At 70.5% G+C, this 23,449-nt stretch carries 27 protein-coding genes; 14 read left to right on the top strand and 13 right to left on the bottom strand.

Annotated features, from left to right (window positions below; translation table 11 throughout):
• Positions 1 to 162: 162 nt before the first annotated feature.
• Together AB0J64_RS44010 and AB0J64_RS44015 are read left to right on the top strand one after the other, a co-directional pair.
• Entirely contained in the window at positions 163 to 1,392 is a 1,230-nt protein-coding gene (locus AB0J64_RS44010) for a MurT ligase domain-containing protein (RefSeq protein WP_364041575.1), read from the top strand.
• A complete protein-coding gene (locus AB0J64_RS44015) occupies positions 1,382 to 2,095 on the top strand; it encodes a glutamine amidotransferase (protein ID WP_364041577.1) in 714 nt (237 codons plus the stop codon). The genes AB0J64_RS44010 and AB0J64_RS44015 overlap by 11 nt, the downstream gene beginning before the upstream one ends.
• Positions 2,096 to 2,209: 114 nt before the next feature.
• Here AB0J64_RS44015 and AB0J64_RS44020 read toward each other — a convergent pair whose 3' ends face one another.
• Positions 2,210 to 2,572, bottom strand: a complete 363-nt coding sequence (locus AB0J64_RS44020; RefSeq protein ID WP_364041579.1) for a DsrE family protein — start codon at positions 2,570 to 2,572, stop codon at positions 2,210 to 2,212.
• Positions 2,573 to 2,634: 62 nt separating this feature from the next.
• The gene (locus AB0J64_RS44025) at positions 2,635 to 4,743 is read right to left on the bottom strand and encodes a transglycosylase domain-containing protein (protein ID WP_364041581.1); all 2,109 of its coding nucleotides are present in this window, start codon (positions 4,741 to 4,743) and stop codon (positions 2,635 to 2,637) included.
• 117 nt (positions 4,744 to 4,860) lie between these two features.
• Here AB0J64_RS44025 and AB0J64_RS44030 point away from each other — a divergent pair, with 117 nt between their 5' ends.
• The 4 genes from AB0J64_RS44030 (at position 4,861) to AB0J64_RS44045 (ending at position 7,385) form a co-directional block, all read left to right on the top strand.
• Positions 4,861 to 5,349, top strand: a complete 489-nt coding sequence (locus tag AB0J64_RS44030; RefSeq protein ID WP_344997879.1) for an FABP family protein — start codon at positions 4,861 to 4,863, stop codon at positions 5,347 to 5,349.
• Positions 5,350 to 5,355: 6 nt separating this feature from the next.
• Positions 5,356 to 5,652, top strand: a complete 297-nt coding sequence (locus AB0J64_RS44035; protein ID WP_364041583.1) for a DUF2470 domain-containing protein — start codon at positions 5,356 to 5,358, stop codon at positions 5,650 to 5,652.
• Positions 5,653 to 5,978: 326 nt separating this feature from the next.
• The gene (locus tag AB0J64_RS44040; RefSeq protein WP_344997875.1) at positions 5,979 to 6,392 is read left to right on the top strand and encodes a Fur family transcriptional regulator; all 414 of its coding nucleotides are present in this window, start codon (positions 5,979 to 5,981) and stop codon (positions 6,390 to 6,392) included.
• A 54-nt stretch (positions 6,393 to 6,446) separates the two neighbouring features.
• Complete coding sequence (locus AB0J64_RS44045) at positions 6,447 to 7,385, top strand: glycine cleavage T C-terminal barrel domain-containing protein (protein WP_364041585.1); 939 nt, start codon at positions 6,447 to 6,449, stop codon at positions 7,383 to 7,385.
• Between the two features lie 7 nt (positions 7,386 to 7,392).
• Here AB0J64_RS44045 and dtd read toward each other — a convergent pair whose 3' ends face one another.
• Entirely contained in the window at positions 7,393 to 7,818 is a 426-nt protein-coding gene (gene dtd, locus AB0J64_RS44050; RefSeq protein ID WP_344997871.1) for a D-aminoacyl-tRNA deacylase, read from the bottom strand.
• Between the two features lie 59 nt (positions 7,819 to 7,877).
• Here dtd and AB0J64_RS44055 point away from each other — a divergent pair, with 59 nt between their 5' ends.
• Entirely contained in the window at positions 7,878 to 8,786 is a 909-nt protein-coding gene (locus tag AB0J64_RS44055; protein WP_364041587.1) for an asparaginase, read from the top strand.
• Between the two features lie 8 nt (positions 8,787 to 8,794).
• Here the strand turns inward: AB0J64_RS44055 and AB0J64_RS44060 are convergent, their stop codons facing one another.
• Both AB0J64_RS44060 and AB0J64_RS44065 read right to left on the bottom strand, forming a co-directional pair.
• Positions 8,795 to 10,402 carry a DUF2207 domain-containing protein gene (locus AB0J64_RS44060; RefSeq protein ID WP_364041589.1) on the bottom strand — a complete coding sequence of 536 codons (1,608 nt, stop codon included), beginning with the start codon at positions 10,400 to 10,402 and terminating at the stop codon, positions 8,795 to 8,797.
• Between the two features lie 28 nt (positions 10,403 to 10,430).
• Positions 10,431 to 11,522, bottom strand: a complete 1,092-nt coding sequence (locus AB0J64_RS44065) for an FAD-dependent monooxygenase (RefSeq protein ID WP_364041591.1) — start codon at positions 11,520 to 11,522, stop codon at positions 10,431 to 10,433.
• A gap of 103 nt (positions 11,523 to 11,625) precedes the next feature.
• On the opposite strand from AB0J64_RS44065, the gene AB0J64_RS44070 reads away from it, so the two are divergent.
• The gene (locus AB0J64_RS44070) at positions 11,626 to 12,537 is read left to right on the top strand and encodes a TetR/AcrR family transcriptional regulator C-terminal domain-containing protein (RefSeq protein WP_364041593.1); all 912 of its coding nucleotides are present in this window, start codon (positions 11,626 to 11,628) and stop codon (positions 12,535 to 12,537) included.
• A 6-nt stretch (positions 12,538 to 12,543) separates the two neighbouring features.
• Here AB0J64_RS44070 and AB0J64_RS44075 read toward each other — a convergent pair whose 3' ends face one another.
• The 6 genes from AB0J64_RS44075 to AB0J64_RS44100 form a co-directional block, all read right to left on the bottom strand.
• A complete protein-coding gene (locus AB0J64_RS44075; protein ID WP_364041595.1) occupies positions 12,544 to 13,278 on the bottom strand; it encodes an alanyl-tRNA editing protein in 735 nt (244 codons plus the stop codon).
• Positions 13,279 to 13,326: 48 nt separating this feature from the next.
• Positions 13,327 to 13,692, bottom strand: a complete 366-nt coding sequence (locus AB0J64_RS44080; protein WP_364041597.1) for a DUF2516 family protein — start codon at positions 13,690 to 13,692, stop codon at positions 13,327 to 13,329.
• A gap of 119 nt (positions 13,693 to 13,811) precedes the next feature.
• On the bottom strand, positions 13,812 to 14,228 hold the full coding sequence (locus tag AB0J64_RS44085) for a hypothetical protein (protein ID WP_364041599.1): 417 nt from the start codon (positions 14,226 to 14,228) through the stop codon (positions 13,812 to 13,814).
• Positions 14,229 to 14,231: 3 nt separating this feature from the next.
• Positions 14,232 to 14,723, bottom strand: coding sequence for a helix-turn-helix domain-containing protein (locus AB0J64_RS44090; protein ID WP_364041601.1), 492 nt, complete (start codon positions 14,721 to 14,723; stop codon positions 14,232 to 14,234).
• A 61-nt stretch (positions 14,724 to 14,784) separates the two neighbouring features.
• Positions 14,785 to 15,690: a M56 family metallopeptidase gene (locus tag AB0J64_RS44095; RefSeq protein WP_364041603.1), complete on the bottom strand. Its 906-nt coding sequence runs from the start codon at positions 15,688 to 15,690 to the stop codon at positions 14,785 to 14,787.
• A complete protein-coding gene (locus tag AB0J64_RS44100) occupies positions 15,687 to 16,043 on the bottom strand; it encodes a BlaI/MecI/CopY family transcriptional regulator (RefSeq protein WP_364041604.1) in 357 nt (118 codons plus the stop codon). Before AB0J64_RS44100 ends, AB0J64_RS44095 begins: the two co-directional genes overlap by 4 nt.
• Before the next feature lie 102 nt (positions 16,044 to 16,145).
• Between AB0J64_RS44100 and AB0J64_RS44105 the strand changes: the two genes are divergently transcribed.
• The 3 genes from AB0J64_RS44105 to AB0J64_RS44115 are packed head-to-tail and all read left to right on the top strand — an operon-like array spanning position 16,146 to position 18,980.
• Entirely contained in the window at positions 16,146 to 16,652 is a 507-nt protein-coding gene (locus AB0J64_RS44105) for a DUF305 domain-containing protein (protein WP_364041606.1), read from the top strand.
• Positions 16,653 to 16,654: 2 nt separating this feature from the next.
• Entirely contained in the window at positions 16,655 to 18,460 is a 1,806-nt protein-coding gene (locus tag AB0J64_RS44110) for a cytochrome c oxidase assembly protein (RefSeq protein WP_364041608.1), read from the top strand.
• 16 nt (positions 18,461 to 18,476) lie between these two features.
• Positions 18,477 to 18,980 (top strand): O-acetyl-ADP-ribose deacetylase, encoded by a 504-nt coding sequence (locus tag AB0J64_RS44115; protein WP_364041610.1) that lies wholly within the window; start codon positions 18,477 to 18,479, stop codon positions 18,978 to 18,980.
• Between the two features lie 13 nt (positions 18,981 to 18,993).
• Here the strand turns inward: AB0J64_RS44115 and AB0J64_RS44120 are convergent, their stop codons facing one another.
• Both AB0J64_RS44120 and AB0J64_RS44125 read right to left on the bottom strand, forming a co-directional pair.
• Positions 18,994 to 19,833, bottom strand: a complete 840-nt coding sequence (locus AB0J64_RS44120; RefSeq protein ID WP_364041612.1) for a class I SAM-dependent methyltransferase — start codon at positions 19,831 to 19,833, stop codon at positions 18,994 to 18,996.
• On the bottom strand, positions 19,826 to 20,569 hold the full coding sequence (locus tag AB0J64_RS44125; protein WP_364041614.1) for an SDR family NAD(P)-dependent oxidoreductase: 744 nt from the start codon (positions 20,567 to 20,569) through the stop codon (positions 19,826 to 19,828). Before AB0J64_RS44125 ends, AB0J64_RS44120 begins: the two co-directional genes overlap by 8 nt.
• A 205-nt stretch (positions 20,570 to 20,774) precedes the next feature.
• Here AB0J64_RS44125 and mshA point away from each other — a divergent pair, with 205 nt between their 5' ends.
• From mshA to AB0J64_RS44140, 3 genes are read left to right on the top strand one after another with little or no spacing between them, the layout of a single operon-like run.
• Positions 20,775 to 22,013, top strand: coding sequence for a D-inositol-3-phosphate glycosyltransferase (mshA, locus tag AB0J64_RS44130; RefSeq protein WP_364041620.1), 1,239 nt, complete (start codon positions 20,775 to 20,777; stop codon positions 22,011 to 22,013).
• 39 nt (positions 22,014 to 22,052) lie between these two features.
• The gene (locus AB0J64_RS44135; protein WP_344997841.1) at positions 22,053 to 22,532 is read left to right on the top strand and encodes a YbjN domain-containing protein; all 480 of its coding nucleotides are present in this window, start codon (positions 22,053 to 22,055) and stop codon (positions 22,530 to 22,532) included.
• Positions 22,533 to 22,583: 51 nt separating this feature from the next.
• A complete protein-coding gene (locus AB0J64_RS44140) occupies positions 22,584 to 23,327 on the top strand; it encodes a phosphoglyceromutase (RefSeq protein WP_364041616.1) in 744 nt (247 codons plus the stop codon).
• Positions 23,328 to 23,449 lie beyond the last annotated feature (122 nt).

Here is a 23,449-nt window from a genome sequence, read left to right on the forward strand (position 1 = left end):
TCCATGCGGCATGCCGAAAAGACGGCCTGACGAGGCCGATTCCGGCACACCGGACATCCCATGGAAGGGCGGATACGGTGCGACTCGCCCGGGCTACCAACCGGGCCGCGTTTTCGTGTGCATCTCCAGACTATCGGCCAAGGCCGACTAGGATCCTTGGACATGACCCAGCTTCCTCTGCGGGCCCAGCTCGCCAGCGCCCTGGGCCGCAGTGCCGCCACGCTGTCCAGGATGACCGGACGCGGAGACGGCTCGGTGATCGGCGGCCGAGTGGGCCTCATGCTCGAGCCCGACCTCCTGCGCAAGCTGGCCCACGACCGCAAGCTGGCTCTGGTCAGCGCCACCAACGGCAAGACCACCACGACCAGGCTGATCACCTCGGCGCTGCTCGAGCTCGGCGAGGTGGCCACCAACGCGTTCGGCGCCAACATGCCCGCCGGCCACGTCTCGGCGCTGTCCCAGCACAAGGACGCCCCGTACGGCGTGCTGGAGGTGGACGAGAAATACCTGCCGGAGGTGCTCGACACCACCGGCGCGAGCGTCGTCTGCCTGATGAACCTCAGCCGCGACCAGATGGACCGTGCCGCCGAGATCTGGCTGCTCGCGCAGAAGTGGCGCAGGGCACTGTCCGGCAAGCCCACCCACGTCATCGCCAACTGCGACGACCCGCTCGTGACCTGGGGCGCCTCCACGGCCGCCAAGGTCACGTGGGTCTCCGGCGGGCAGCGGTGGAAGGAAGACTCCTGGTGCTGCCCCGAGTGCGGCGGCCCGCTCGACCGCAAGGACGCCTTCTGGGCGTGCAGGGAGTGCACGTTCCACCGGCCGGAGCCGCAGTGGGCGGTCGACGACGACGTGGCCGTCGACCCGCGCGGGCAGCGGTGGATGCTCGACATCCAGCTTCCCGGCCTGGCCAACCGTTCCAACGCGGTGATGGCGCTGGCGGTGGCCGAGGCGTTCGGGTTGCCGGTGGAGCGTGCGCTGCCCCGGCTGCGCGAGGTCACCTCCGTGGCCGGCCGCTACACCACCGTCGAGCGCGACGGCCGCCACGCGCGGCTGCTGCTGGCGAAGAACCCGGCGGGCTGGCTCGAGGCGTTCGACGTGGCCGATCCGCAGCTGCCGATCATCCTCTCGGTCAACGCGCAGGGTCCCGACGGCCGTGACACCTCGTGGCTGTGGGACGTCGACTACCGCATCCTGCGCGGGCGGCCCGTGTTCGTGACCGGCCAGCGCCGGCTCGACCTGGCGCTCAGGCTCGACGTGGCGGACGTGCCGTTCACGCTGTGCGGCTCGTTCTCGGAGGCTCTCGCCATGCAGCCGCCCGGCCGGGTCGACGTGATCGCCAACTACACCGCCTTCCAGCACATCCGATCGGAGTTCGGCCGTGCCGTCTGACAGCGCCCTGCGCATCGTCTGGATCTACCCTGACCTGCTGAGCACGTACGGGGACCAGGGCAACGTGCTCGTCCTGGAGCAGCGTGCGGCCCGCAGGGGCATCGAGACGGAGACGATCCACGTACGGTCGGCGGACCCGGTGCCGGAGAGCGGCGACATCTACCTCATCGGCGGCGGCGAGGACCGTCCGCAGATCCTGGCCGCCGAGCGCCTGCGCCGCGACGGCGGCCTCCACCGCGCGATCGCCCACGGCGCCGCCATGCTGGCGGTGTGCGCCGGATACCAGATCATGGGCAGCACGTTCGGCGGCGAGGAGGGCCAGCCGGTGGACGGCATCGGCCTGCTCGACATCGCCAGCTCCCGCGGGCCGGCGCGCGCCGTGGGTGAGCTGGTGGCGGAGGTGGACGCCGCCCTCAACCTCCCCACGCTGACCGGCTTCGAGAACCACATGGGCGTCACCCACCTGGGGCCCGGCGTCAGGCCCCTGTCCAGGACCGTCGTGGGCGTGGGCAACGGCGACGGCTTCGAGGGGTGCTACGCGGGGCACGTGGTGGGCACCTACCTGCACGGGCCCGCCCTGGCCCGCAACCCCGCGCTGGCCGACCTGCTGCTGTCGTGGCGGGTGGGTGAGCTGGTGCCTCTCGACGACACCCGCTACGAGGCCCTCCGCCAGGAGCGCCTGGCGGCCGTACTGCCGAGCTGACTTTTCACCCTCGATCGAGCCGCACGCGGAGCTGGACGCGCGTGCGGCTCGAGTTCTGTGCGCGCGCAGTCCTGATCACGTGGCTGCGCCGGGGCCCGGCAGCTTTCCCGCGGGTCAGTAGACGAGCGCCTGCGCGCCCTCGCTGACCGCTTCCTCGACGAACGCCGGAGCGCCCGCGATGCGGACCCCCTCGATGACGTCGTCCACGGTGATGTCCCTGCGGGCCGCGCACTGGGTGCAGAGCGTCACCCGCCCTACCGCCAGCACGGCGTCGAGCAGGTCCTCGAGCGGCGCGGCATGCGGCAGGCTGAACTCCTTGGCCCGGCCCGGCAGCGCGAACCACGACGCCTCACCGGTCAGCCAGAGAGAAACGGGCACACCGCTCGCGAGCGCGGCCGCGGCGACGGTGAACGCCTGGTTGCACCGCTCGGGAGCGTCCGCCCCGGCGGTCACCTTGATCACGAGTGATCGTCCCATACCGTCACCCTAACGCCCCGGCCGCGGCGAAGGACTCCGATGGAAGACTCCGCCGAAGGACGCTAGTCCTGCTCCGGTTCAGGGTCGTCGTCGCGGGCCGGTGCGCAGCTTTCGGAGCAGCCGCCGAAGCGGGCCGTGTTCACCGGGGTGAAGTCCGAGGCCGGCACGTCCTTGAGCGCCGCCATCATGGTGTCCTTCCAGATCGGCCCGGGCACCGAGGCGCCGGCCACCGAGCCGAAGTACCGGCCGCCGATGGTGACCCCGGTGAGCTTGTACCGCTGCGAGCCACGAGGGTCGCCCACGCTGACGGCCCCCGCGAGGTCAGGGGTGAACCCGGCGAACCAGGCCGTGGCGTACCCGTCCGTGGTGCCCGTCTTGCCCGCCGCCGGGCGGCCGATGCCGCCGACCCCGCGCATCGTGCCCTTGGTGAACACGCCGGACAGGACGTGCGCGGTGGCGTCGGCCACCTCCGGGTCCAGCGCCTTGCGGCACGACGGCTCGTACGGCGTCGTCGTGCCCGCCTCGGTCACCTTGGTGATGGCCATGGGCGCGCAGTACGTGCCGCGCGCCGCGACGGCCGCGTACGCGGTGGCCACGGTCACCGGGTCCATCTCGTTGATCCCGAGCGTGAACGTCTCGTACTCCTGCAGCGGACCGCCGTCCGCCCGCATGATCCCCAGCGACTTGGCCGTCCGCACCGTCTCGCACAGGCCGACCCGCTGCTCCAGCGCCATGAAGAACGTGTTCACCGAGCCCCACGTGCCGGTCGCCAGCGTCTTGAACCCGGGCGAGCCCTCGTCGTTGGTGACCGTCCAGGAGGGAATGCCCATGTTCTGGCCCTTGCAGTTCTTGAACGAGGCATAGCCGGGAGCGGTGTAGGCGTTGCTCACACTGATCCCGTCGTCGATCTTCATGCCCTGCTCGAGCGCCGTGATCAGCGTGAACGTCTTGAACGTCGAGCCCGCCTGGAAACCGATCAGCCCGCCGTGCAGCTTGTCCGCCACCGGGTTGTAGGAGATCTCCTTCCGCTTGGCCGACCGGCCGTAGGGACGGCTGGCCGCCATCGCCCTGATCTTGCCCGTGCCCGGCTCGACCAGCGCCTCGGCGGCCAGCGCGCGGTCCGAGGCGAACACGTGCTTCCTGATCGCCGTCTCAGCCGCCCCCTGGGCTTTCGGCTCCAGGGTCGTGTAGATCTTCAGGCCGCCGCGCTCGAACCGCTGCTCCCTGATCCGCTGTGTCCTGCCGAAGGCGGGGTTGGTGAGCAGCTCGTAGCGTACGTACTCGCAGAAGTAGGGATACCGGCTGGCCTGACAGCCGTTGGGCGCCTCGACCCCCTTGTAACCGAGCTTCTCCGCCTTGGCCTTCTCCGCCTGCTCCGGCGTGATCCGGCCGAGCTCCGCCATCCGGTCCAGCACCACGTCGCGGCGCTGCAGCAGCCGCTCGCGGGCCTGCTTGCCGAGCTCGGGATCGGTCCTGTTGGGGTTCTGGACGGCGCCGGCCAGGGTCGCCGCCTGGGCGAGGCTCAGGTCGGCCGCCGAGACGCCGAAGAAGCGCCGCGCCGCCGCCTCCACGCCGTTGGCGCCCGCCCCGAAGTACGCGATGTTCAGATATCTGCGGAGAATTTCGTCCTTGGAGTATTTCTCCTCGACGCCCATCGCGTACCGCAGCTCCTTGAGCTTGCGCGCGTAGCTGGCCTCCAGCGCCTTGTTCTTGCCCGCCTCCGTGTCGGCCGAGTTCAGCAGGACCTGCTTGACGTACTGCTGGGTGATCGACGAGCCGCCCTGGGCGATGCCGCCCGAGCTGAGGTTCTTGGCCAGGGCCCGGACGGTGCCCTCGAAGTCGATCGCGCCGTGCTCGTAGAAGCGGAAGTCCTCGATGGCGACGATCGCCGTTCTCATCACCTCGGCGATCTGGTCGAGGCGGACGACCTTGCGGTTCTCGGCGTAGAACTGGGCGATGCGGTTGCCCTTGGCGTCGTACATGACCGAGGTCTGGGCCAGGGGCGGCTCTTCGAGCCGGACGGGCTTGAGATCCAGCGTCTCGGTGGCCGAGACGACCAGCGTGCCCGTGCCACCCACGGCGGGCAGCGCGAGCGCGGCCAGCAGGGCGCCGGCGGCCACGGCCGCCCCGGTCAGACGGGCAAGGCTCGACAACGGGCTCGAAGGGGACATGGGCGTCATGACAGCACAGGCCGGTTCTTGCTGTCCAAGACTGATATGCCCTGTTCATCGATATCGGAATGGATATCGATGCCGTACGGCAGCCCAGGGCCACTAGGCTTGGGGAACATGGAAGAACCTGAGGTGCACCCCGACCTGGAGCCGATCGCGTTCCTGCTCGGGCGGTGGGAAGGCGCCGGCGTGGGCGGCTACCCGACGATCGAGAGCTTCAACTTCGGTCAGGAGATCGAGTTCGGGCACAACGGGAAGCCGTTCCTGTCCTACGTGAGCCGCACGTGGCTGCTCGACCAGGACGGCAACCGGGTCAAGCCGCTGGCCACCGAGTCCGGATACTGGCGTCCCCAGCCTGACAGGCAGATCGAGGTGGTGCTCGCGCACCCGACCGGGATCGTCGAGGTCTACATCGGCGAGGTCGTCTTCCACAAGATCGAGCTGCGGACGGACGTCGTCGCCCGCACCTCCTCGGCCAAGGAGTACACCGCGGGCCACCGGCTGTACGGGCTGGTCAAGGGCAACCTCATGTGGGCCTATGAGATGGCGGCCCTGGGACATCCGCTCACGGATCATATGTCGGCGGAGCTGAAGAAGGTAGCTTGATCAGATATGAGCACGCCCTTCACCGCTGACGCCGTCGAGGCGATCAAGCGCCACATGAACGACGACCACGCCGAAGACGCGCTGATCATCGTGCGGGGGCTCGGCGGCCGGCCCGACGCCACCTCGGCGCTGACGAGCGACGTGGACGGCGAGGCGATCGAGTTCACCGTCGACGGCGGGGAGCGGGTGCGGGTGCCCTGGGGCGAGACGCTCACCGAGCGAGCCCAGGTACGCACGGCCGTGGTGCGGCTCTACCAGGAGGCGTGCGGCCGGCTCGGCATCGCGGCCAGAGGCGAGCACTGACCATCGGGAAATGAAGAAGGGCCCCAGGCCAACTCCGCCTGCCGAGCAGGCGGGCCGGATGGACCATCGGTCGGGATGGGATCCCGCCCTCCGGCTGCCAGGGGCCCCGGTGGTTGCCTCGTATTCGCGATACGTCACGAGACAACAGTCCGCGACGTCAGCGGACAACCACCTCGCTAGCCCAACTATGATTCACCATTGCTTGGACCACCTCCTTTCCGCGTACCAATGAAGCTATGCGCTCACGTTCGGAAGGGGCAAGTGAATATCCGGGGGCCGTCCGGCGGCCCATCCGCAAGGGGTGGACAAGCGCCTAAACTCAGGACATGACCGAGACGCAGTGGCATGAGGAACTTCGCGCCAAGGGCTACCGGGTCACCCCCCAGCGCCAGCTCGTCCTTGAGGCGGTCAAGTCGTTGGAGCACGCCACGCCGGAGGAGATCTGCGTCAAGGTCCGCGAGACCGCCCGCGGCGTCAACATCTCGACCGTCTACCGCACGCTGGAGCTGCTCGAAGAGCTCGGCATGGTCACCCACACCCACCTCGGGCACGGCGCGCCGACCTACCATCTGGCCGCCGAGGCCGATCACGTGCACCTGGTGTGCCGGGGCTGCGACGAGGTGTTCGAGGTGCGGCCCGAGCTGGCGGACGGGCTGGTCAAAGGGCTGGACGAGGAGCTCGGGTTCGTCGCGGACGTGCGTCACCTGACGGTCTTCGGCCGCTGCCGCAACTGCCGGTAGGTGGATGGCCGCCCATCTACGGGCATCGCCGTGGCTGCCGATAGCCTTGGTGGCATGCGTAGCCCTCTGCTCGACCTCCCTGGCGCCGTCCCCGCGGACGGGCCGGACTCCGACGTAGCCGCGCACTACGGCGACCTGTTCGCCGAGCAGCGCGCGCTGGCCAAGGGTGAGGCGGTCGTCGACCGCAGCAACCGCGAGGTGGTCCGCATCTCCGGCGCCGACCGGCTGAAATGGCTCAACGACCTGACCTCGCAGAAGCTCGACACGCTGCGGCCCGGCGAGTGGACGCAGACGCTCGACCTCGACCTGCAGGGTCACGTGCTGCACCACCTGACGCTGGTCGACGACGGCGAGAGCGTGCTGGCCCACGTCGAGCCGGGCACCGCGCAGAGCCTGATCGACTATCTCGACCGGATGCGGTTCATGCTCCGGGTGGAGGTGTCGCGGGCCGACGATCTGGCCGTGCTCTCCACGGCCACGGAAGACTTCCTGGTGCCGCGCGACGAGCTGCCCGACCACCTGGGCAGGCCGCTGGCGGGGCTGTGGGCGTACGAGGCGCTGCGGATCGAGGAGCACCGGCCGCGGCTGGGGTTCGACACCGACCACAAGACGATCCCCCACGAGGTGGGCTGGATCGGCTCGGCCGTGCACCTGACCAAGGGGTGCTACCGCGGCCAGGAGACCGTGGCCAGGGTGCACAATCTCGGGCATCCGCCGCGCCGCCTGGTCTTCCTGCACCTTGACGGCAGCGTCGACACGCTGCCCCCGCACGGCGCCCCCGTGGTCCTCGAGGGCCAGGAGGTCGGCGTGGTCGGCTCGTCCGCCCGCCACCACGAGCTGGGCCCGATCGCGCTGGCCGTGGTCAAGCGCACGGTGCCGGTGGACGCGACGCTGCTGGCCGGCGGCGTGGCGGCGGCTCAGGAGGTCGTCGTGCCGCCGGACGCGGGCCGCAACGTCACCATCGACCCCTCGCTGCGCCGCCGCATCCGCTGAGGAGGGCTCAGACCTCGACGACGAGGGTGATCGGGCCGTCGTTGACCAGCGACACCTTCATGTCAGCCCCGAAGACGCCCGTCTCCACGCGCGCGCCCAACGCGCGCAGCTCCTCCACCACCGCGTCCACCAGCGGCTCGGCGACGGGTCCTGGGGCGGCCGCCTGCCACGTGGGCCGCCGCCCCTTGCGTGCGTCGCCGTACAGGGTGAACTGACTGATCACCAGGAGCGGCGCGGACACGTCCGAGCAGGACTTCTCGCCGTGCAGGATGCGCAGCCCCCACAGCTTCGCGGCGAGCTTGGCGGACGAGGCCCGGGTGTCCGTGTGGGTGACGCCCACCAGCACCAGCAGCCCCGGCTCCTCGATCGCCCCGACCGTGCGCCCGTCGACCACGACCGACGCCGAACTCACTCTCTGCACCACTGCTCGCATGCCAACCCATTCTGGACCAGGAGCGACGGTCCGTAGACTCGGGCCGAAAGGAGAGAGATATGTCGATGATTGTGGAAGTTGTCCGGTCTGGGTTCGTGGAGTCCACGCATCAGGCCCGGATGCTGACCGTGGACGCGGAAGGGCGTCCGGTCGAGGCGAGGGGCGCGGTGCACGTTCCCGCGTCGCCACGGTCGTCGATGAAGCCGCTTCAGGCGCTCGGCATGCTCCGCGCCGGCCTGCGGCTGGAGGGGGAGCTGCTGGCGCTGGCCTGCGCCTCGCATTCGGGCGAGCCGTTCCACGTGGACGGCGTCAGGAAGATCCTCGCGGGCGCGGGGCTGGAGGAGTCGGCGCTGGGATGCCCCGAGGACTATCCGGCCGACCGTACGGTGACCGACCGCGGGCGCGTCTACATGAACTGCTCCGGCAAGCACGCCGCCATGCTCGCCACCTGCGTGCTGAACGACTGGCCCACCGACTCCTACCTCGAGCCCAAGCACCCGCTCCAGCGCGCCATCCGGGAGACCGTGGAGGACCTGACGGGGGAGCGGGTCGCGGCCTCCGGGGTGGACGGCTGCGGGGCGCCGCTGTTCTTCGTCTCGATGCTCGGCGTGACCAAGGCGTTCAGGGCGTTCCCCATGTCCTCGCCCGACTCGTACGAACGCAAGATCTTCGATGCCATGACCACCTACCCCGAGTGGACCTCGGGCACCGACCGGCCGGAGGCCAAGCTCATGCGCGCGCTGCCCGGCCTCATGCTGAAGGCCGGCGCCGAGGCGTTCGACGCGTTCGCGTTCGAGGACGGGCGCGCGGGCACCGTCAAGATCGAGGACGGGTCGCCGCGCGCCCGCGTCCCCGCCACGGTCGCGGCCCTGCGCTCGCTGGGCCTGGACGCGCCCGAGCTGGCCGAGCTGGGCGCACCGCCGGTGCTCGGCGGCGGCCGGCCGGTGGGGGAGCTCCGCCTGCGTTAGAAGGCGCGTCAGAGGGTGCGGAACTGGCGGGTGGCGGAGATGGCGCCCGAGGTCGTGGTGGTGAACGTACGCATCGACCCGGCGAACTTGGACAGGTCCCACTCCGCCGGCCCGTGGTACCAGTACAGGTTGTCGGCCTGGTGGCCGTTCCCGGTGACCGAGGCCACCACGCGCGACCAGTGCTCCACCCCGTCGAAGATCACCGCGTACGGCAGGTAGCGCGAGAACAGCTCCACCCTGTGCTGCTCGGGCACGTCGCCCAGCTCGCCGGAGAACAGGTACTTCCGGAAGCCCATGGTGTGCGCCAGCGCCGCCGAGCCCTTGGCCGTCTTGGCCGGCATGTACTGCCCGCCGACGGCCAGCGCGCCGCCCGCGATGATCAGGGCCAGGCCGAGCAGCCCGTACGTGGTGAACCAGGCCAGCGCCACCGTGGCCACCAGCCCGAGGCCGATGAGCACCACGCCGATGGTCGTCCACCTGGTGCGCTCGGTGTCCGGGCGCCGGGCGAACCAGCCCTGCTTGACCACGTCGGCGTAGAGCGCGTCGCGGACCTTGCCCAGGTGGGCCGCGAACGAGCCGGACAGCTGCGACAGCAGCACCGCGTCGCGCCCGTCGAAGATGGCGTCGTACAGGGCGTGCTCGTAGGGCAGCAGCGCGTTGACGGGCGCGTTCGGCAGCCTGACCAGCATCCAGTCCGGCGCGTCGTACGCCTGCCGCGGCTGCTCGTCGATCCGCAGGAAGCCGCGGACCGCGAGGTCCACGATCGTGGCGGTCACGTCCACCACGTCGGCCTGCTCGTCCACGAGCGTGCCGATCTGGCCGGGCCGCACCCCGTCGGGCGGGGAGAAGTGGCCGTTCTGCACCGGATCGACCGCGCCCTGCTCGTGGCCCGCGACCCTGGCGTCGCGCCCGCGCGTCCAGTAGAGCAGGGCGAGGCCGCCGAGCAGCAGCACCAGCAGCCCGGCCAGGGCGCCGCCGGTGACGGTGTTCAGCGTGAAGGCGGCGGCCAGCGAGAAGCGCCTCTCCAGGATGGGGGCGCCGCCGCTGGAGCCCTTCGGGTATCCGACGACCACGGTCAGCGCCTGGCCGGAGCCGATGTTCTCCTGCTCGAAGTCGGCCTCGGTGGCCGAGTGGTCCATGGAGGCCGAGGTGCAGCCGATGGCCGAGGTCAGCTCCCCGGCGAAGCAGGACAGGTTCTGGACCTGCCCCGGGCCGTTCACCTTGACCGTGGCCTTGGCGACCTGCTGGTTCCAGCCGTTCACCGCGAACCAGCGCAGCTCCTCGACGCCGCCCGAGGTCGCCACCGCTCCCTTGACGTCGTACTCGACCGTCCCGTTCCCCTTCACGGTGAGCACGTCGCCTGCGAGGGTGCCGCCCTTGACGTTCGAGATCTGGTAGACGCGGTCGCTGCTGTCGTCGTACCGCGTCCTGGTGAGGAACGTCCGCTTGAGCTCACCCGACGCCCCGCTGATCTTCTCGACCACGTGCAGGGTGCCGTTCTTGCCGAGGGTCATCGTCACCTCGTCCGTGATCCCGGCCACCCCTGCGGACGCGGGAGCGGCGGTCAACGTCAGAGCGGTGGCCCCGAGCGCGGCGATCGTGAGTCTGATACCCATGGCGGCAAATCGTATCGGTTCGTGACTGTCAGTCCAGCGTGATGCTGGTTGCGGCCCGCTGAACGCTCTCCGGCGCGGCGCCCCCGCCGGGGTTCTCGAGGGCGAGCGCCTGGTTCTGCTCGACGAACGGGCGCATGCGCTCCTCGTACCGGTCGAAGGCCGCCGCCCGGTCCCTGCCGAGCTCCTGCGCCAGCACGTACGCCCCCACGAGGGCCAGGCTCGTGCCCTGCCCCGACAGCGGCGAGGCGCAGTAGCCCGCGTCCCCGATCAGCGCGACCCTGCCCTTCGACCAGCGCTCCAGCTTGACCTGCGCCATGGCGTCGAAGTAGAAGTCGTCGGCCTGCCACATGGCCGCGAGCAGCTTGGGCACCTCCCAGCCCAGTCCCTCGCAGTGCTCCTGGATCAGGCGCTTCTGCTGCTCCACGTCGCGGTGGTCATAGGCGAGCGGGCCCGCTCCGAAGCCCAGGTTGACCCGCATCACGGAGGTGTCCCGGTCGCTGAAGACGGCGCCGCCCGCGTCGCCCTCGCGGAACCAGGTCTGCCAGTGGTCCAGGCCGAGGAAGTTGTCGGCGGTGAAGATGGAGACGTACATGCCGAGGTGGCTGAGGAACGGCTCCTCAGGCCCGAAGACGAGCCTGCGCACGTTGGAGTGGAGGCCGTCGGCGCCGAACACGTAGTCGTAGCGCTCCCGCCGGCCGCTCTCGAACGTCACGTCCACGCCGTCGTCGTCCTGGGCGAGGGTGGCGATCGAGTCGCCGTAGACGTATTCGGCGCCGTCGGTGGCGGCCGTGAGGATCGCGGTGAGGTCGTCGCGCATGATCTCGATGTCCGGGCTGTCGAACCGGCCGCCGCTGATCGTCTCCTCGTAGCTGCGCATGAGCTCGTTGCCCTCGCCGTCCACCATGGACATGCCGCGCATGGTCGTCCGCAGCGCCCTGATCTGGTCGATGACGCCCATCTTCTCGACCACCGTCAGCGCGGCGCCCCTGATGTCGATGGCCTGACCGCCCTTGCGCGGGGCCGGGGCCCGCTCGACGAGCGTCGTCTCGTAGCCGTGCCGCCGCAGCCAGTAGGCGAGGACGGGGCCGCCGATGCTCGCGCCGGAGATGAGTGCCTTCATGATGTGCTCCTTGTCTGTTGACGTCGTACGCTGAATGTACGTCGTACGGACAGCAGGTCACAAGGGTATGATGGGAGGATCTGTACTAGTACAGGAGGATCGCATGACAGCGCCCTACGCCCGCATCGTCGCCGACATCAAGCGGCGCATAGCCGACGGCAAGCTGCGACCGGGCGACCGGGTGCCCTCGACCAGGCAGCTCGCCAGGGACTGGCAGGTCGCGCTGGCCACCGCCGCCAAGGCGCTCGCGATCCTGGCCCAGGAGGGTGTCGTGGTCGCGGTGCCCAGGGTCGGGACGGTCGTGGCGGAACCGCGCGGCGGTCGGGCGGCCGCCCGGCGTCCTGACATTTCGGGAAATGACCTGACCCGCGAGCGCATCGTGCAGGCCGCCATCGAGATCGCCGACGCCGAAGGGCTGCCCGAGCTCACCATGCGCGGTGTCGCCGACCGGCTCGGCATGGCGACCATGTCCCTTTACCGGCATATAGGCGGCAAGGACGACCTGGTGCTGCTCATGGTGGACGCCGTGATCGAGGAGTTCCCGCTGCCCGATGAGCCCCCGGACGGCTGGCGGGCCAGGATAGAGGTGTCGGCCCGCATCCAGTGGGCCGGCTACCGCGCGCACCCGTGGATGGCCGGCGTCACGTCACTGACCAGGCCGCTGCCCTCGGCCAGCCTGATCAGGCACACGGAATGGGTCATGGCGGCGCTGGCGGACACGAGGCTCGACGGCACGGCCAAGATGCACGTGCACACCCTGGTCTACAGCTATGTGCAGGGCATCGCCGCCAACATCGAGCTGGAGCGGCGGGCCCAGGCCGCCACGGGCATCACGGCCGACGAATGGATGGCCGAGCAGGACGAGGCCCTGCGCTGGATCACCGAGTCGAAGGACTATCCCGCCTTCGCGAAGGTCGTCGAGGATCTGGGCGGCGACTTCGACCTCGAGCTCGACCGGCTCTTCGAGTTCGGGCTCGGCCCACTGCTCGACGGCCTCGCCAAGGTGATCGACTGACCCGCCCTAGTTGGTGATCTGGATGCGCAGCCGCCGGAAACCGCGCCCCTTGCTCTCGATCTTGGCGACCTTGATGTGCCCGATCTGCTTGGTGGAGGCCACGTGGGTGCCGCCGTCGGCCTGGGTGTCGAGGCCCACGATGTCGACGATGCGCACGTCCTGCACGCTCTCCGGCACGAGGTTGGTCGCCGTGCGGATGATGTCCGGGATCTCGAAGGCCTCCTTGCGGGGCAGCACGCGTACGTCGATGCGCCGGTCGGCGGCGATCTCGGCGTTGCACGCGTCCTCGACGGCCTCCTTGAACCCGGGAGGCACCTCCGGCAGGTCGAAGTCCATCCGCGCGCTGAGCTCGTCCATGTTGCCGCCGGTGACGAGGCAGCCGTAATCCCTGAACACCACTCCGCACAGCACGTGGAGCCCCGAGTGCGTACGCATGAGGGCCGAGCGGCGCTCGTCGGCCACGGCCGCCTGGACCACGGTGCCCGCGGGCGGGATCGGGTCGCCCTCGGCCGGGATCAGGTACAGATCGTCGCCTTTGCGCACCCCCACGATGCGGGTCTCCACACCCTGCCAGATCAGGACCCCGTGATCCGCCGGCTGACCGCCCCCACCTGGATAGAAGGCCGACCGGCTCAGCACGATCCCGTCAGGCGTCGCGTCCAGCACGACGGCCTCGAAATCGCGGAGGACCTGGTCCGACAGTTCCAGCCGCTGCGTGCGCCCGTGGAGGTCGTTGGTCATGTCGGCAGCCTAGTGCCCCCGACGTGGCCCGCGGGCGAGCCGGCCTGATCACCAGGGGCCGTAGGGCCCGTTGTTGCCCCGGCCCATGCCCTTCACGGCCGGCTTGACGTCCACGATGTAGATCGTGGCGGCGATGACCGCCAGGATCGAGAAGAAGCCCACGGCATCCAGGCCGATGAATTGGAAGCCGCCGACCAAGAGGAAGAAAGAGAGATAGCTCCACGCGCCCGCGGCGGAGAACAGCGTCGCCAGCGCGAGGATCAGCAACCAGATGTTCTTCTGCAGCTTGCCCGCCGAGACGAACGCGTTGGTCGGCACCCGGAGCGCGTGCACCAGTGAGTAGACCGACATGCCGAAGATGACGGCGGCGAGCGCCAGGAAGAGGAGGTTGAGAAAACCGTTGATCAAGTTCATGTTGTTGGCTCCGCACAACGCCGCGATGAAAACGGCTTCAGCCTAATAGGCAGCCCCGACAGGCGGGCACCCCAAAGCGGAAAGGCCCGCCTCCCGAAAGAGGCGGGCCTTACGTCAAATCAGGCCTTGGCCTTGGTGGTGCGGGGCTTCCTGACCGGCGTCACCGGCTTGGCGACGGGCGGCTCGGCGGCCTCGGACACCTCTTCGAGCTCGAGCGCGGCGGTGCCGCTCGCCTGGCTGACGACCTTGCGGCCGCGCGTGGCGAAGTCCTCGTAGACCTCGGTGGCCCTGGTGGTGATCTGGTCGGCGTACTCGCGGGCCTTCTCGGGGAAGTCCTTGGCGAGGACCTCGGCCTTGTCGGCGTACGCGCGGGCGCGCACCGGCAGCTCCTTGGCGAGCTCGGAGCGGCGCGACTGCAGCTTCTGCAGCTGCTCGGGCAGCTCACGCAGCTTCTCCACGGCGTAGTCGCCGACGCCCGCGACGGCGTAGAACGGCTTGGACTCGGTGAGCTTCTTTACCTCGGTTGCGAGCGTCATGGGTTAACCTTCCTTGGTTTCCTGGGTGACGTTGCCGTTGCCGGAGGGCGCCGCAAAGGGCTCAAGAGCGGCGAGAAACTCCTCCGGCAGTGGTTCGTCGTCCGATGGGGAGTCGCGCCGAGGGTCGGCATTCTGGGAGGTCTGCTCACCCTCGGTGCGGTTCTCCTTACGGAACGACTCATAGATATCAATCAGCACCTGGCGTTGCCGCTCGGTGAGATTCGTGTCGGCCCTTATTGCCGTGATGACGTCACTTGGCGGCTCGCGGTCCTCAATGAGGCCCGCCTGCACATAGAGCGCCTGCGAGGAGATGCGCAGACCCTTGGCGATCTGGTTGAGGATCTCCGCGCTCGGCTTGCGCAGCCCACGCTCGATCTGGCTCAGGTAGGGGTTGGAGACCCCTGCCGCCTCCGCCAGCTGCCGCAGCGAGATCTTCGCCTGCTGCCGTTGGTCGCGGATGTATTCGCCGATCGAACCGACCTTGGGTAGTGCCATGCCCCATAGTCTGCCTCATCCTGCTTGCAATTGCAAGCAGGATGGTTAACACCAGCAAGCGTCAGAGCTGGAGAAACCAGAGGAAGGGTGTCGTGGTGACCAATGCCACAGAGAGCGCGATGTATGCGTAGCGCGCCGACGTGGCCAGCTCCGGCCCCGGCTTGATCAGGCGGTCGACCCTGGCCATGACGTTCTGGGCGTGCACGCCGATCATGCCGTGGGGCGTCGGCATGGCGCCCGCCGTACCGAACCTGAGCAGCGCCGTCGCCAGCCGGCGCGGAGAGCAGTAGCGCCGTGCGCGGTCGTCGGCGGCCATCTCGATGAGCAGCTCCACCTGCGCCTGCGCGTCGGCCACCACCTTGGACCAGGGCAGCGCCCTGCCCAGTGCGGCGAACGGCAGCAGCACCAGGTCGTGCCGCTCGCGTACGTGCGCGGCCTCGTGCGCGAGCACGGCCTCCAACTCGTCCTCGGACAGCAGCTTGAGCGCGCCCTCGCTCACCACGACCTGCGAGCGCAGGCCGGGCACGCAGTACGCCGCGGCGCCTGGGTGATCGAGCACCCGCACTCCGGGCACGCCGGGATCGTCGTGGGAGATCAGGGCGAGCAGCATGCGGTGCCGCCGCCGCGCCCGCAGGGCCTGCACGCCGGCCGTGAGGAGCACCGCGACCAGCACCGTCAGCGCGGTGAGCCCCGCGATGAGGGCCAGCACGTGCAGCGGGTCCCATGCCTCCAGGGGCTGCTCTCCCTGCGCGAACGCGACCAGCCCCGGCAACACCCCCACGCCGTACGGGTCGAGCGCGTAGGCGAGCATGGCGCCGGTGGTGGCCAGGCCCCAGGCCACGCCCAGGGATTGCCAGACGATGATGGCCAGCCGTGGAGCACGTGAGGTCCACCGGGCCGAGGTGAAACGCCAGGAGCCGACCGCGCACGCCATGGCGAGCGCTGCCAGCACCGCTGCCGTGATCACTCTTCCTCCAGCTCCGTAAGGGCTCTGCGCAGGATCTCCGCCTCGGTCCCGGACACGGCCTGGGCGAAGCGGGTCAGGGCGGCCGATCGGTCGCCCGTCATGTCCAAGGCTTCAAGCATAAGCTCGGCGATGTACGCGTCGCGGCTTTCGGCGGGTTCGTATCTCCATGCGCGCCCGTCACGGGTGCGCTCAAGGAAGCCCTTACGGGTGAGGCGGTCGAGCACGGTCATCACCGTGGTGGGGGCAAGGTCGCGGTCGGCTATGAGCCTGCCGACTTCGCGGGCGGTCAGCGGACTGTGCTCCGCCCAGAGGATGTCCATGATGCTGCGCTCAAGCTCGCCAAGACCCTTCACGTCCTTCAGGGTAGCTCTACAACCTGTCGAGCTGGCATTTGGGGCGTGTGAACCCCGCCACGTCGGCTGAACCCTCATCCGGCGCGCCGCGTATCTCCAGGCATGCGTTGGAGCACGGCAATTGCGGCGCTGCTCGGCCTCGTGCTGGCGGCGGGATGCGCGGCGGCGGCGGACACGTCGGCGGACACATCGGTGAGCCACGTCAAGGCGGACGTGGTCTTCAGCCAAGAGATGATCGCCCACCACCAGCAGACGATCCAGCTGGCCGAGGTGGCGGTCGAACGGGGCAAGAGCTCGTACGTCCGCGAGCTGGGCAAGAAGCTCATCCCCGAGGAGAAGGCGGACATCGAGATGATGTCGTCGTGGCTGCGCTCCTGGCGGGAGCCGCTGCCGCCGGAGCCGACCACCCAGATGGGCTCGGAGCTCAAGGCCGGGGCCGAGTTCGACCGGCAGTGGCTCAAGGAGCTGTCCGGGCACCTGGAGCACGGGGTCATGATGGCCGAAGAGGTGCGGAAGGCGGGCAAGCACGGGCCCACGCTGGAGCTGGCCGGCAAGGTCATCCAGGCGCAGAAGGCCGAGCTGGCCGACATCGCCGAGCACGCGGGCTGACCATGGCCAGGACGTACCCGATCGAGCGCCCGGCCACGGTAAGGGCCTTCCCGTTCAGGGCCGTCCCGGTCCACGCCGGTGCGGCGGTGGCCGCGGGCGTCGTGGTGCTGCTCGCCGTCCTGCGGTTCGGCGGGGCCGTGCGGCCGGAGATCCCCGGGCTGCCCACCGCCGGGCCGGTCACCGCGTGGGGCCTGCCCCTGGCCCGCTTCTGCTACGACCTGTGCGCGGTCGGCTGCGTCGGCACGCTCACGGCGGCCCTCCTGGCCCCGGCCGCCTCGCCCGAGTCGGCGGCCTGTCGGCGCGCCGCCGGCCGGTGGGCACTGGGCTGGGCGCTGTTCACCGCGCTCAGCTACGTCCTGACCCTGTCGAACCTCATCCCGCTGCCCGTCGGGGACCTACTCGCCGCTCCCGACCTGCTGGAGTTCGGCACGTCCATCCCGCAGACCCAGGCCCTGCTCGTGGTCCTGGCCGCCACCGTGGTCGCGGCGGCCCGGCTGCCGGCGGCGATCCGGCTGGCGGCAGCCGTGTTCGCGCTGCTGCCGCCGGCCTACGTGGGGCACGCCGCCTCCGCGGGCGATCACGACATCGCCGTCTCCGCCCTGATGTCGCACCTGGTGCCGGTCTCGGTATGGGTCGGCGGGCTGGCCGCGGTGCTCATCCACTTCCGCCGCTCCGACGACCTGGCCGTGGTGCTGCCCCGGTTCAGCACGCTCGCGCTGTGCTGCTTCGCGGCGGTGGCCGTCTCGGGCGCCGCGAGCGCGTGGGTACGGCTCAGCGCCCCCTCCGACCTCTGGCGGAGCGACTACGGGCTGCTCCTGCTGGCCAAGGTCGCCGTGCTCGCGATCCTCGGCCTGTTCGGCTGGAACCACCGCCGCCGCACGGTCGCGGGGGTCGCCGACCGCACGGTACGCCGTACCTTCGTCCGGCTGGCGGCCGGAGAGGTGACCGTGATGGTGGCGGCCATCGGGCTGGCCGTCGGCCTGTCGCGTACCCCGCCGCCTCCGGGCAGCGGCGGCGGCCACGGGCAACTCGCGCTGGAGTACGCACTCGCCCCCTTCACCCCCGGAGCGCTGCTCACCGAGTTCCGCCTGGACCCGACCGTCCTGCTGCTCCTGGCGCTGCCCGCGGCGGCGTACGTCGTCGGCGCGCGCAGGGCCGGTCCGTGGCCGGCCGGCCGGGCGCTCGCCTGGCACGCGGGGCTGGCGCTGGCGGCGTGGGCGCTGCTCGGCGGGGTCGGGAGCTACTCACGGGCGATGCTGTCGGCGCAGGCGCTCCAGCACATCGTGCTCACCGTCGTCGCGCCGCTCCTGCTCAGCCTGGGCGCCCCGCTCACCCTCGCCGCCAGGGCCTTCCGGCACGAGCACGCCGGCCCCGGGCTCCTCACCCGTCCCGTCGTCCTGACGGCCGTCTACCCCGTGTCCTTCCTCCTCCTGTACGCCACCCCCTGGCTTCCCTGGTCCCTGTCCGGCTACGCCCCCCACCTCCTGACCGAGCTGCTCTTCTTCGGCATCGGCCTCCTGGTGTTCCGGGTGGTGGCAGCCGTGGACCCGCTGCCTGGCCCGGTTCCGTGGGCCGACCGCGCCCGGCTGCTGGCCGCCGTGACCGCGGTCCATCTCGCCCTGGGCGCCTTCCTGCTGCTCGGGCCCGCGGTGGCGGCCGACTGGCTCTCCCTCGTGGCCCCGCCCGGAGCGCCTGGCATCCTCGCCGACCAGCGCCTGGCCGGGGCCGTGTCCATGCTCCTCCCGCTGCCGGCGCTCGCCCTGCTGGCCGTACGCATGGCCCCGGTGCTGGCGCGGGACGGCCGATGATGACACTCTCGGTGCGATGGAGATCACGCTGGTGCGAGGCGACATCACCGAGCAGCGCGCGGACGCCGTCGTCAACGCCGCCAACTCCTCCCTCATGGGCGGCGGAGGGGTGGACGGCGCGATTCACCGCCGCGGCGGGCCGGAGATCCTCGAGGAGTGCAGGCGGCTGCGGGCCGGTCACTACGGAAAGGGCCTGCCCACTGGACAGGCGGTGGCCACGACGGCCGGGCGGCTGCCCGCGAAGTGGGTGATCCACACGGTCGGGCCGGTTCACTCGAAGTCGGAAGACCGTTCGGAGCTGCTGGCCTCCTGCTACCGGGAGTCGCTGCGGGTGGCCGACGCGCTGGGGGCCAGGTCGGTGGCCTTTCCCGCGATCTCGACCGGCATCTACGGCTGGCCCTTGGACGACGCCGCGCGGATCGCGCTCGACGCGGTGCGGCAGGCGGACACGTCCGTGGAGGAGGTCCGCTTCGTGCTGTTCGACAGCGCGGCCTACGCCGTGTTCGAGGCGCGCCTCTGACAGCCGGGGCGCTTCAGCGGGGATCCACGGCCGACCACGGGAGGGTCAGCTCGCCGAGCCGCCAGCGGGCCGGGCCGCCCAGCGGCGGGACCATGGGCACCGGCCACGACGTGGACAGCACCCGCACGGCGGCCAGCCACCGCTGCTTCAGCCCATGGGCCCCGTACGGCGCGCTCATCGCCCAGGCATGGTCGAAGTCGCTCAGGAACGCATGAATCCGCTCACCGGGCACGTTCCGGTGGATGAGGGTCTTGGGCAGGCGGTCGGCCAGGTCCGAAGGCCGCTCGAAAGCATCGAAACGCGCCGAGAACGTGATCGTCCGCGGCCCTTCCGGCGACAGCCCTGCCCAGATCGCCCGCCGCCCGTTCTCGGACGACGTCCCCTCGACCAGGACGCCGCCCGGGGCCAGCCCGCTCCTGAGCACGTCCCAGTAATGCCACGCCTCGGCCTCGCCGTACTGCCTGAGAACGTTGAAGGCCCGCACCAGCGTCGGCGGGCGCGAGACGGGCAGCTCGAAGCCGCCCAGCCGGAAGCTCAGCCCTTCCCTCTCGTACGGCTTCGCCACCGCCACCCTGGCCGGATCGATCTCGATCCCGACCACCTCGACCCCCGGGGCCACCCTGCGGAGCCGGGTGAACAGCTCCAGCGTCGTGGTGTGCGACGCCCCGTACCCGAGATCCACCACGAGCGGCCGCTCCGCGGCCCGCAGCAGTCCGCCGTGCACGGCGACGACCCACCGGTCGGAGCGGCGCAGCCGGTTGTGCCCGGTCGTGCCCCGCGTGATCGTGCCGACCGGCGAAACACGCCCTGTCCGGCGCCGCCCGCCTGCCGGGGCGCCGCCGGCTCTAGCCACTGACGCGGTGCACCTTGTGCTGGGCGGCCTGGGCCCTCGGCCGGATGATCATGCGGTCGATGTTCACGTGGGCGGGACGGGTCACGCACCAGGCGATCGCGTCGGCCACGTCGTCCGAGCTCAGCGGGTCGGGCACGCCCGCGTAGACCCGCGCGGCGGCCGCCTCGTCACCGCGGAACCGGGTGACCGCGAACCCCTCGCTCTGCACCATGCCCGGCGCGATCTCCACGACTCGCACCGGCTGCCCGACCAGCTCCAGGCGGAGCGTCTCGACCATCGACGTCTGGGCGTGCTTGGCCGCGCAGTAGCCGCCACCGCCCTCGTACGACACCAGGCCCGCCGTCGAGGTGATCATCACCAGCACGCCGTCGCCCGACTCGACGAGCTTGGGGACGAGTGCCTGGGTCATGCGCAGGGAGCCGAGCACGTTGACGTCGTACATGCGCTGCCAGTCGTCCAGCCGCCCCTCCGCCACCGACTCCAGGCCGAGGGCGCCGCCGGCGTTGTTGATCAGCACGTCGCAGCGCTCGAGCGAGTCCACCAGCGCGTCGACCGACTCCTGGGAGGTCACGTCCAGCGTCACGGGTCTGATCGACTCCACGTCCGCGGCCAGTTTCTCCAGCCGCTCGCGCCTGCGCGCGCCCGCCACCACCTCGAAACCCTCGGCGGCGAGCCTCCGCGCGGTCGCCTCGCCGATCCCACTGCTCGCCCCGGTCACCACAGCCGTTCTCCGCATGCCCTTCATCCTGCCAGCCGCCCCGTCCCCATCCCACGCCCGCCTCGTGTGCCCGGCTCTAAGGGCGGCGGCCGGTTCACGGCCGCCCTAAACACCCAGTTATGACCCAATGTCGGGAATGTCGCAAAAATCTGGATAGTTGTATCCAACTTGGAGGTGGTGTGGAGTGAGGCGACGACGGGTGAGCCGGGTCGCGACCATCAGCATGCACACGTCACCCCTGGACCAGCCCGGAACGGGCGACGCCGGGGGCATGAACGTGTACATCGTCGAGTCCGCCAAACGCCTCGCTCAGCTCGGCGTGGAGGTGGAGATCTTCACCCGGGCCACCGCCCGCGATCTCCCACCCGTGGCCGAACTCGCCCCGGGCGTCCTCGTACGGCACCTCACCGCGGGCCCGTACGAGGAGATGGACAGGAGCGAGCTCCCGGGCCAGCTCTGCGCGTTCCTGTCCGAGGTGCTGCGCACCGAGGCCATGTACGACCCGGGCCGCTACGACGTCATCCACTCCCACTACTGGCTGTCCGGCCAGGTCGGCTGGCTGGCCAAAGAGCGCTGGGGCGTGCCGCTCGTGCACACCATGCACACCATGGCCAAGGTCAAGAACCTCCTCCTCGCCCAGGACGACAAGCCGGAGCCGCAGGCCCGCGTGGTCGGCGAGCAGCAGGTCGTGGACATCGCCGACCGCCTCGTGGCCAACACCGTCGACGAGGCGCGCGAGCTCATCGAGCTGTACCGCGCCGACGAGCAGCGTGTCGCCGTCGTGAACCCGGGCGTCAACCTCACCGTCTTCCAGCCCGCCTCGCAGGGCGCCGCCCGCCGCCGGCTCGGCCTGCCTCAGGACGCGCACGTGCTCCTCTTCGTCGGCCGCATCCAGCCGCTCAAGGCCCCGGACGTCCTGCTCCGCGCCGCCTCCAGGATGCTCATCGACGACCCGTCGCTCCGTGACCGCCTGGTCGTGGCCTGCGTCGGCGGCCCGTCGGGCAACGGCCTGGCCAGACCGTCTCTCCTCGCCGAGATGGCCACCGAACTCGGCATCTCGGACGTCGTCCGCCTCGTGCCCCCGGCCCCGCAGGAGGAGCTGGCCGACTGGTACCGGGCGGCCTCGGTGACGGTCGTGCCCTCGTACAGCGAGTCGTTCGGCCTCGTCGCGCTGGAGTCGCAGGCGTGCGGCACGCCCGTCGTGGCCGCCGCCGTGGGTGGGCTGCGCACCGCCGTACGGGACGGTGTGTCCGGGCTGCTCGTGGACGGCCACGACCCGGCACAGTGGGCGCAGGCGCTGCGCCGCTTCGTCACCTCGCCGCGCTGGCGCGACTCGCTGGCGCAGGGCGCCCGGTCGCATGCGGCCGCGTTCGGCTGGCAGGCGACCGCGGCCCGGTTGACGGAGGTGTACGCGGCCGCCGCCGCGCATATGCACAAGAAGCCCGTCGCCCTGAACTTCTAGCTCCGTACTTTTGTTCTGGCGGCCTCTATCCTGGTCGGCATGCGCGATGTCGTCGAAGCCGCGCTCAAGGCCGCGGACGTCTCCTACGACGAGCCGCGGCCGGGGGCGTTCCTGGTCAAACTGCCCGGTCAACACAAGCTCGCCACCATGACCTGGTTGATCGTGGGGGAGCAGGCGCTGCACGTCGAGGCGTTCTTCTGCCGCCAGCCCGACGAGAACCACACCGAGTTCTACCGCTGGCTGCTCGGCAAGAACGGCTCGATGTACGGGGTGCACTTCTCGCTCGACCCCGTCGGGGACGTCTATCTGGTGGGACGGGTGCCGCTGGCCGCCATCACGCAGGACGAGGTGGACCGGCTGCTGGGGTGCGTGCTGACGTACTCGGACGACTGGTTCGACCGGGCGCTGGAGCTCGGCTTCGCGTCGTCGATCCGGCGGGAGTGGGAGTGGCGGGCCAAGCGCGGGGAGTCGCTCGCCAACCTGCAGGCGTTCGCCCGCTTCGCCGACCCCCAGCGTTGACGATTGATCCACAGAACCGCCCCCGACTCCGGTAACCATAGGATTGGCGACATGGCGACTTTGGTGCTGCTTAGGCACGGCGAGAGTGACTGGAACGCGAAGGGCCTGTTCACCGGCTGGGTGGACGTGACCCTCTCGGCCAAGGGCGAGGACGAGGCCCGCCGCGGCGGCAAGCTCCTCCAGGACAGCGGGCTGCGCCCGGACGTCGTCCACACCAGCCTCCTCACCAGGGCCATCCAGACGGCCCAGCTGGCGCTGGGAGAGGCCGACCTGGCCTGGCTGCCGGTCAAGCGCAGCTGGCGCCTCAACGAGCGCCACTACGGCGCCCTCCAGGGCAAGAACAAGGCGCAGACGCGCGAGGAGTTCGGCGACGAGCAGTTCATGCTGTGGCGCCGCTCGTACGACGTGCCGCCGCCCCCGATCGCGGACGACGACGAATACTCCCAGGCCGGCGACCCCCGCTACGCGTTGCTCCCCTCGGAGCTGATGCCCCGTACGGAGTGCCTGAAGGACGTCGTCGACCGCATGCTCCCGTACTGGTACGACGAGATCGTCCCCGACCTGGCAGCCGGCCGCACGGTCCTGGTGGCGGCCCATGGCAACTCCTTGAGGGCCCTGGTCAAGCACCTGGACGGCATCGGCGACGAGGAGATCGCGGGGCTCAACATCCCGACGGGCATTCCGCTGCTGTACGACCTGGACACGAACTTCCAGCCCCGGCGGCCGGGCGGCGAATACCTGGACCCGGACGCCGCCAAGGCCGCCATCGAGGCAGTGGCCAACCAGGGCCGCTGACCCCCGAAGCTCGGCCTTCCCCTCATGGGCGCTTCGCGCTCGGGGTTCCAGACAGCACCCCCGGCCCCAACAAGATCGCCGCCTACCGGGCCGGCTACCTCGCGGAGGACCGCAGGCTCCTG

It is taken from the genome of Nonomuraea sp. NPDC049695 (assembly GCF_040674955.1).
GTDB lineage: Bacteria > Actinomycetota > Actinomycetes > Streptosporangiales > Streptosporangiaceae > Nonomuraea > Nonomuraea helvata.

Bases quoted from the DNA above. Each gene is read 5' to 3' on its own strand.
- AB0J64_RS44010 (WP_364041575.1), top strand. From the start codon at position 163: ATGACCCAGCTTCCTCTGCGGGCCCAGCTCGCCAGCGCCCTGGGCCGC.
- AB0J64_RS44020 (WP_364041579.1), bottom strand. From the start codon at position 2,572: ATGGGACGATCACTCGTGATCAAGGTGACCGCCGGGGCGGACGCTCCC.
- AB0J64_RS44025 (WP_364041581.1), bottom strand. From the start codon at position 4,743: ATGTCCCCTTCGAGCCCGTTGTCGAGCCTTGCCCGTCTGACCGGGGCG.
- AB0J64_RS44030 (WP_344997879.1), top strand. From the start codon at position 4,861: ATGGAAGAACCTGAGGTGCACCCCGACCTGGAGCCGATCGCGTTCCTG.
- AB0J64_RS44035 (WP_364041583.1), top strand. From the start codon at position 5,356: ATGAGCACGCCCTTCACCGCTGACGCCGTCGAGGCGATCAAGCGCCAC.
- AB0J64_RS44040 (WP_344997875.1), top strand. From the start codon at position 5,979: ATGACCGAGACGCAGTGGCATGAGGAACTTCGCGCCAAGGGCTACCGG.
- AB0J64_RS44045 (WP_364041585.1), top strand. From the start codon at position 6,447: ATGCGTAGCCCTCTGCTCGACCTCCCTGGCGCCGTCCCCGCGGACGGG.
- dtd (WP_344997871.1), bottom strand. From the start codon at position 7,818: ATGCGAGCAGTGGTGCAGAGAGTGAGTTCGGCGTCGGTCGTGGTCGAC.
- AB0J64_RS44055 (WP_364041587.1), top strand. From the start codon at position 7,878: ATGTCGATGATTGTGGAAGTTGTCCGGTCTGGGTTCGTGGAGTCCACG.
- AB0J64_RS44060 (WP_364041589.1), bottom strand. From the start codon at position 10,402: ATGGGTATCAGACTCACGATCGCCGCGCTCGGGGCCACCGCTCTGACG.
- AB0J64_RS44065 (WP_364041591.1), bottom strand. From the start codon at position 11,522: ATGAAGGCACTCATCTCCGGCGCGAGCATCGGCGGCCCCGTCCTCGCC.
- AB0J64_RS44070 (WP_364041593.1), top strand. From the start codon at position 11,626: ATGACAGCGCCCTACGCCCGCATCGTCGCCGACATCAAGCGGCGCATA.
- AB0J64_RS44075 (WP_364041595.1), bottom strand. From the start codon at position 13,278: ATGACCAACGACCTCCACGGGCGCACGCAGCGGCTGGAACTGTCGGAC.
- AB0J64_RS44080 (WP_364041597.1), bottom strand. From the start codon at position 13,692: ATGAACTTGATCAACGGTTTTCTCAACCTCCTCTTCCTGGCGCTCGCC.
- AB0J64_RS44085 (WP_364041599.1), bottom strand. From the start codon at position 14,228: ATGACGCTCGCAACCGAGGTAAAGAAGCTCACCGAGTCCAAGCCGTTC.
- AB0J64_RS44090 (WP_364041601.1), bottom strand. From the start codon at position 14,723: ATGGCACTACCCAAGGTCGGTTCGATCGGCGAATACATCCGCGACCAA.
- AB0J64_RS44105 (WP_364041606.1), top strand. From the start codon at position 16,146: ATGCGTTGGAGCACGGCAATTGCGGCGCTGCTCGGCCTCGTGCTGGCG.
- AB0J64_RS44110 (WP_364041608.1), top strand. From the start codon at position 16,655: ATGGCCAGGACGTACCCGATCGAGCGCCCGGCCACGGTAAGGGCCTTC.
- AB0J64_RS44115 (WP_364041610.1), top strand. From the start codon at position 18,477: ATGGAGATCACGCTGGTGCGAGGCGACATCACCGAGCAGCGCGCGGAC.
- AB0J64_RS44125 (WP_364041614.1), bottom strand. From the start codon at position 20,569: ATGCGGAGAACGGCTGTGGTGACCGGGGCGAGCAGTGGGATCGGCGAG.
- mshA (WP_364041620.1), top strand. From the start codon at position 20,775: ATGCACACGTCACCCCTGGACCAGCCCGGAACGGGCGACGCCGGGGGC.
- AB0J64_RS44135 (WP_344997841.1), top strand. From the start codon at position 22,053: ATGCGCGATGTCGTCGAAGCCGCGCTCAAGGCCGCGGACGTCTCCTAC.
- AB0J64_RS44140 (WP_364041616.1), top strand. From the start codon at position 22,584: ATGGCGACTTTGGTGCTGCTTAGGCACGGCGAGAGTGACTGGAACGCG.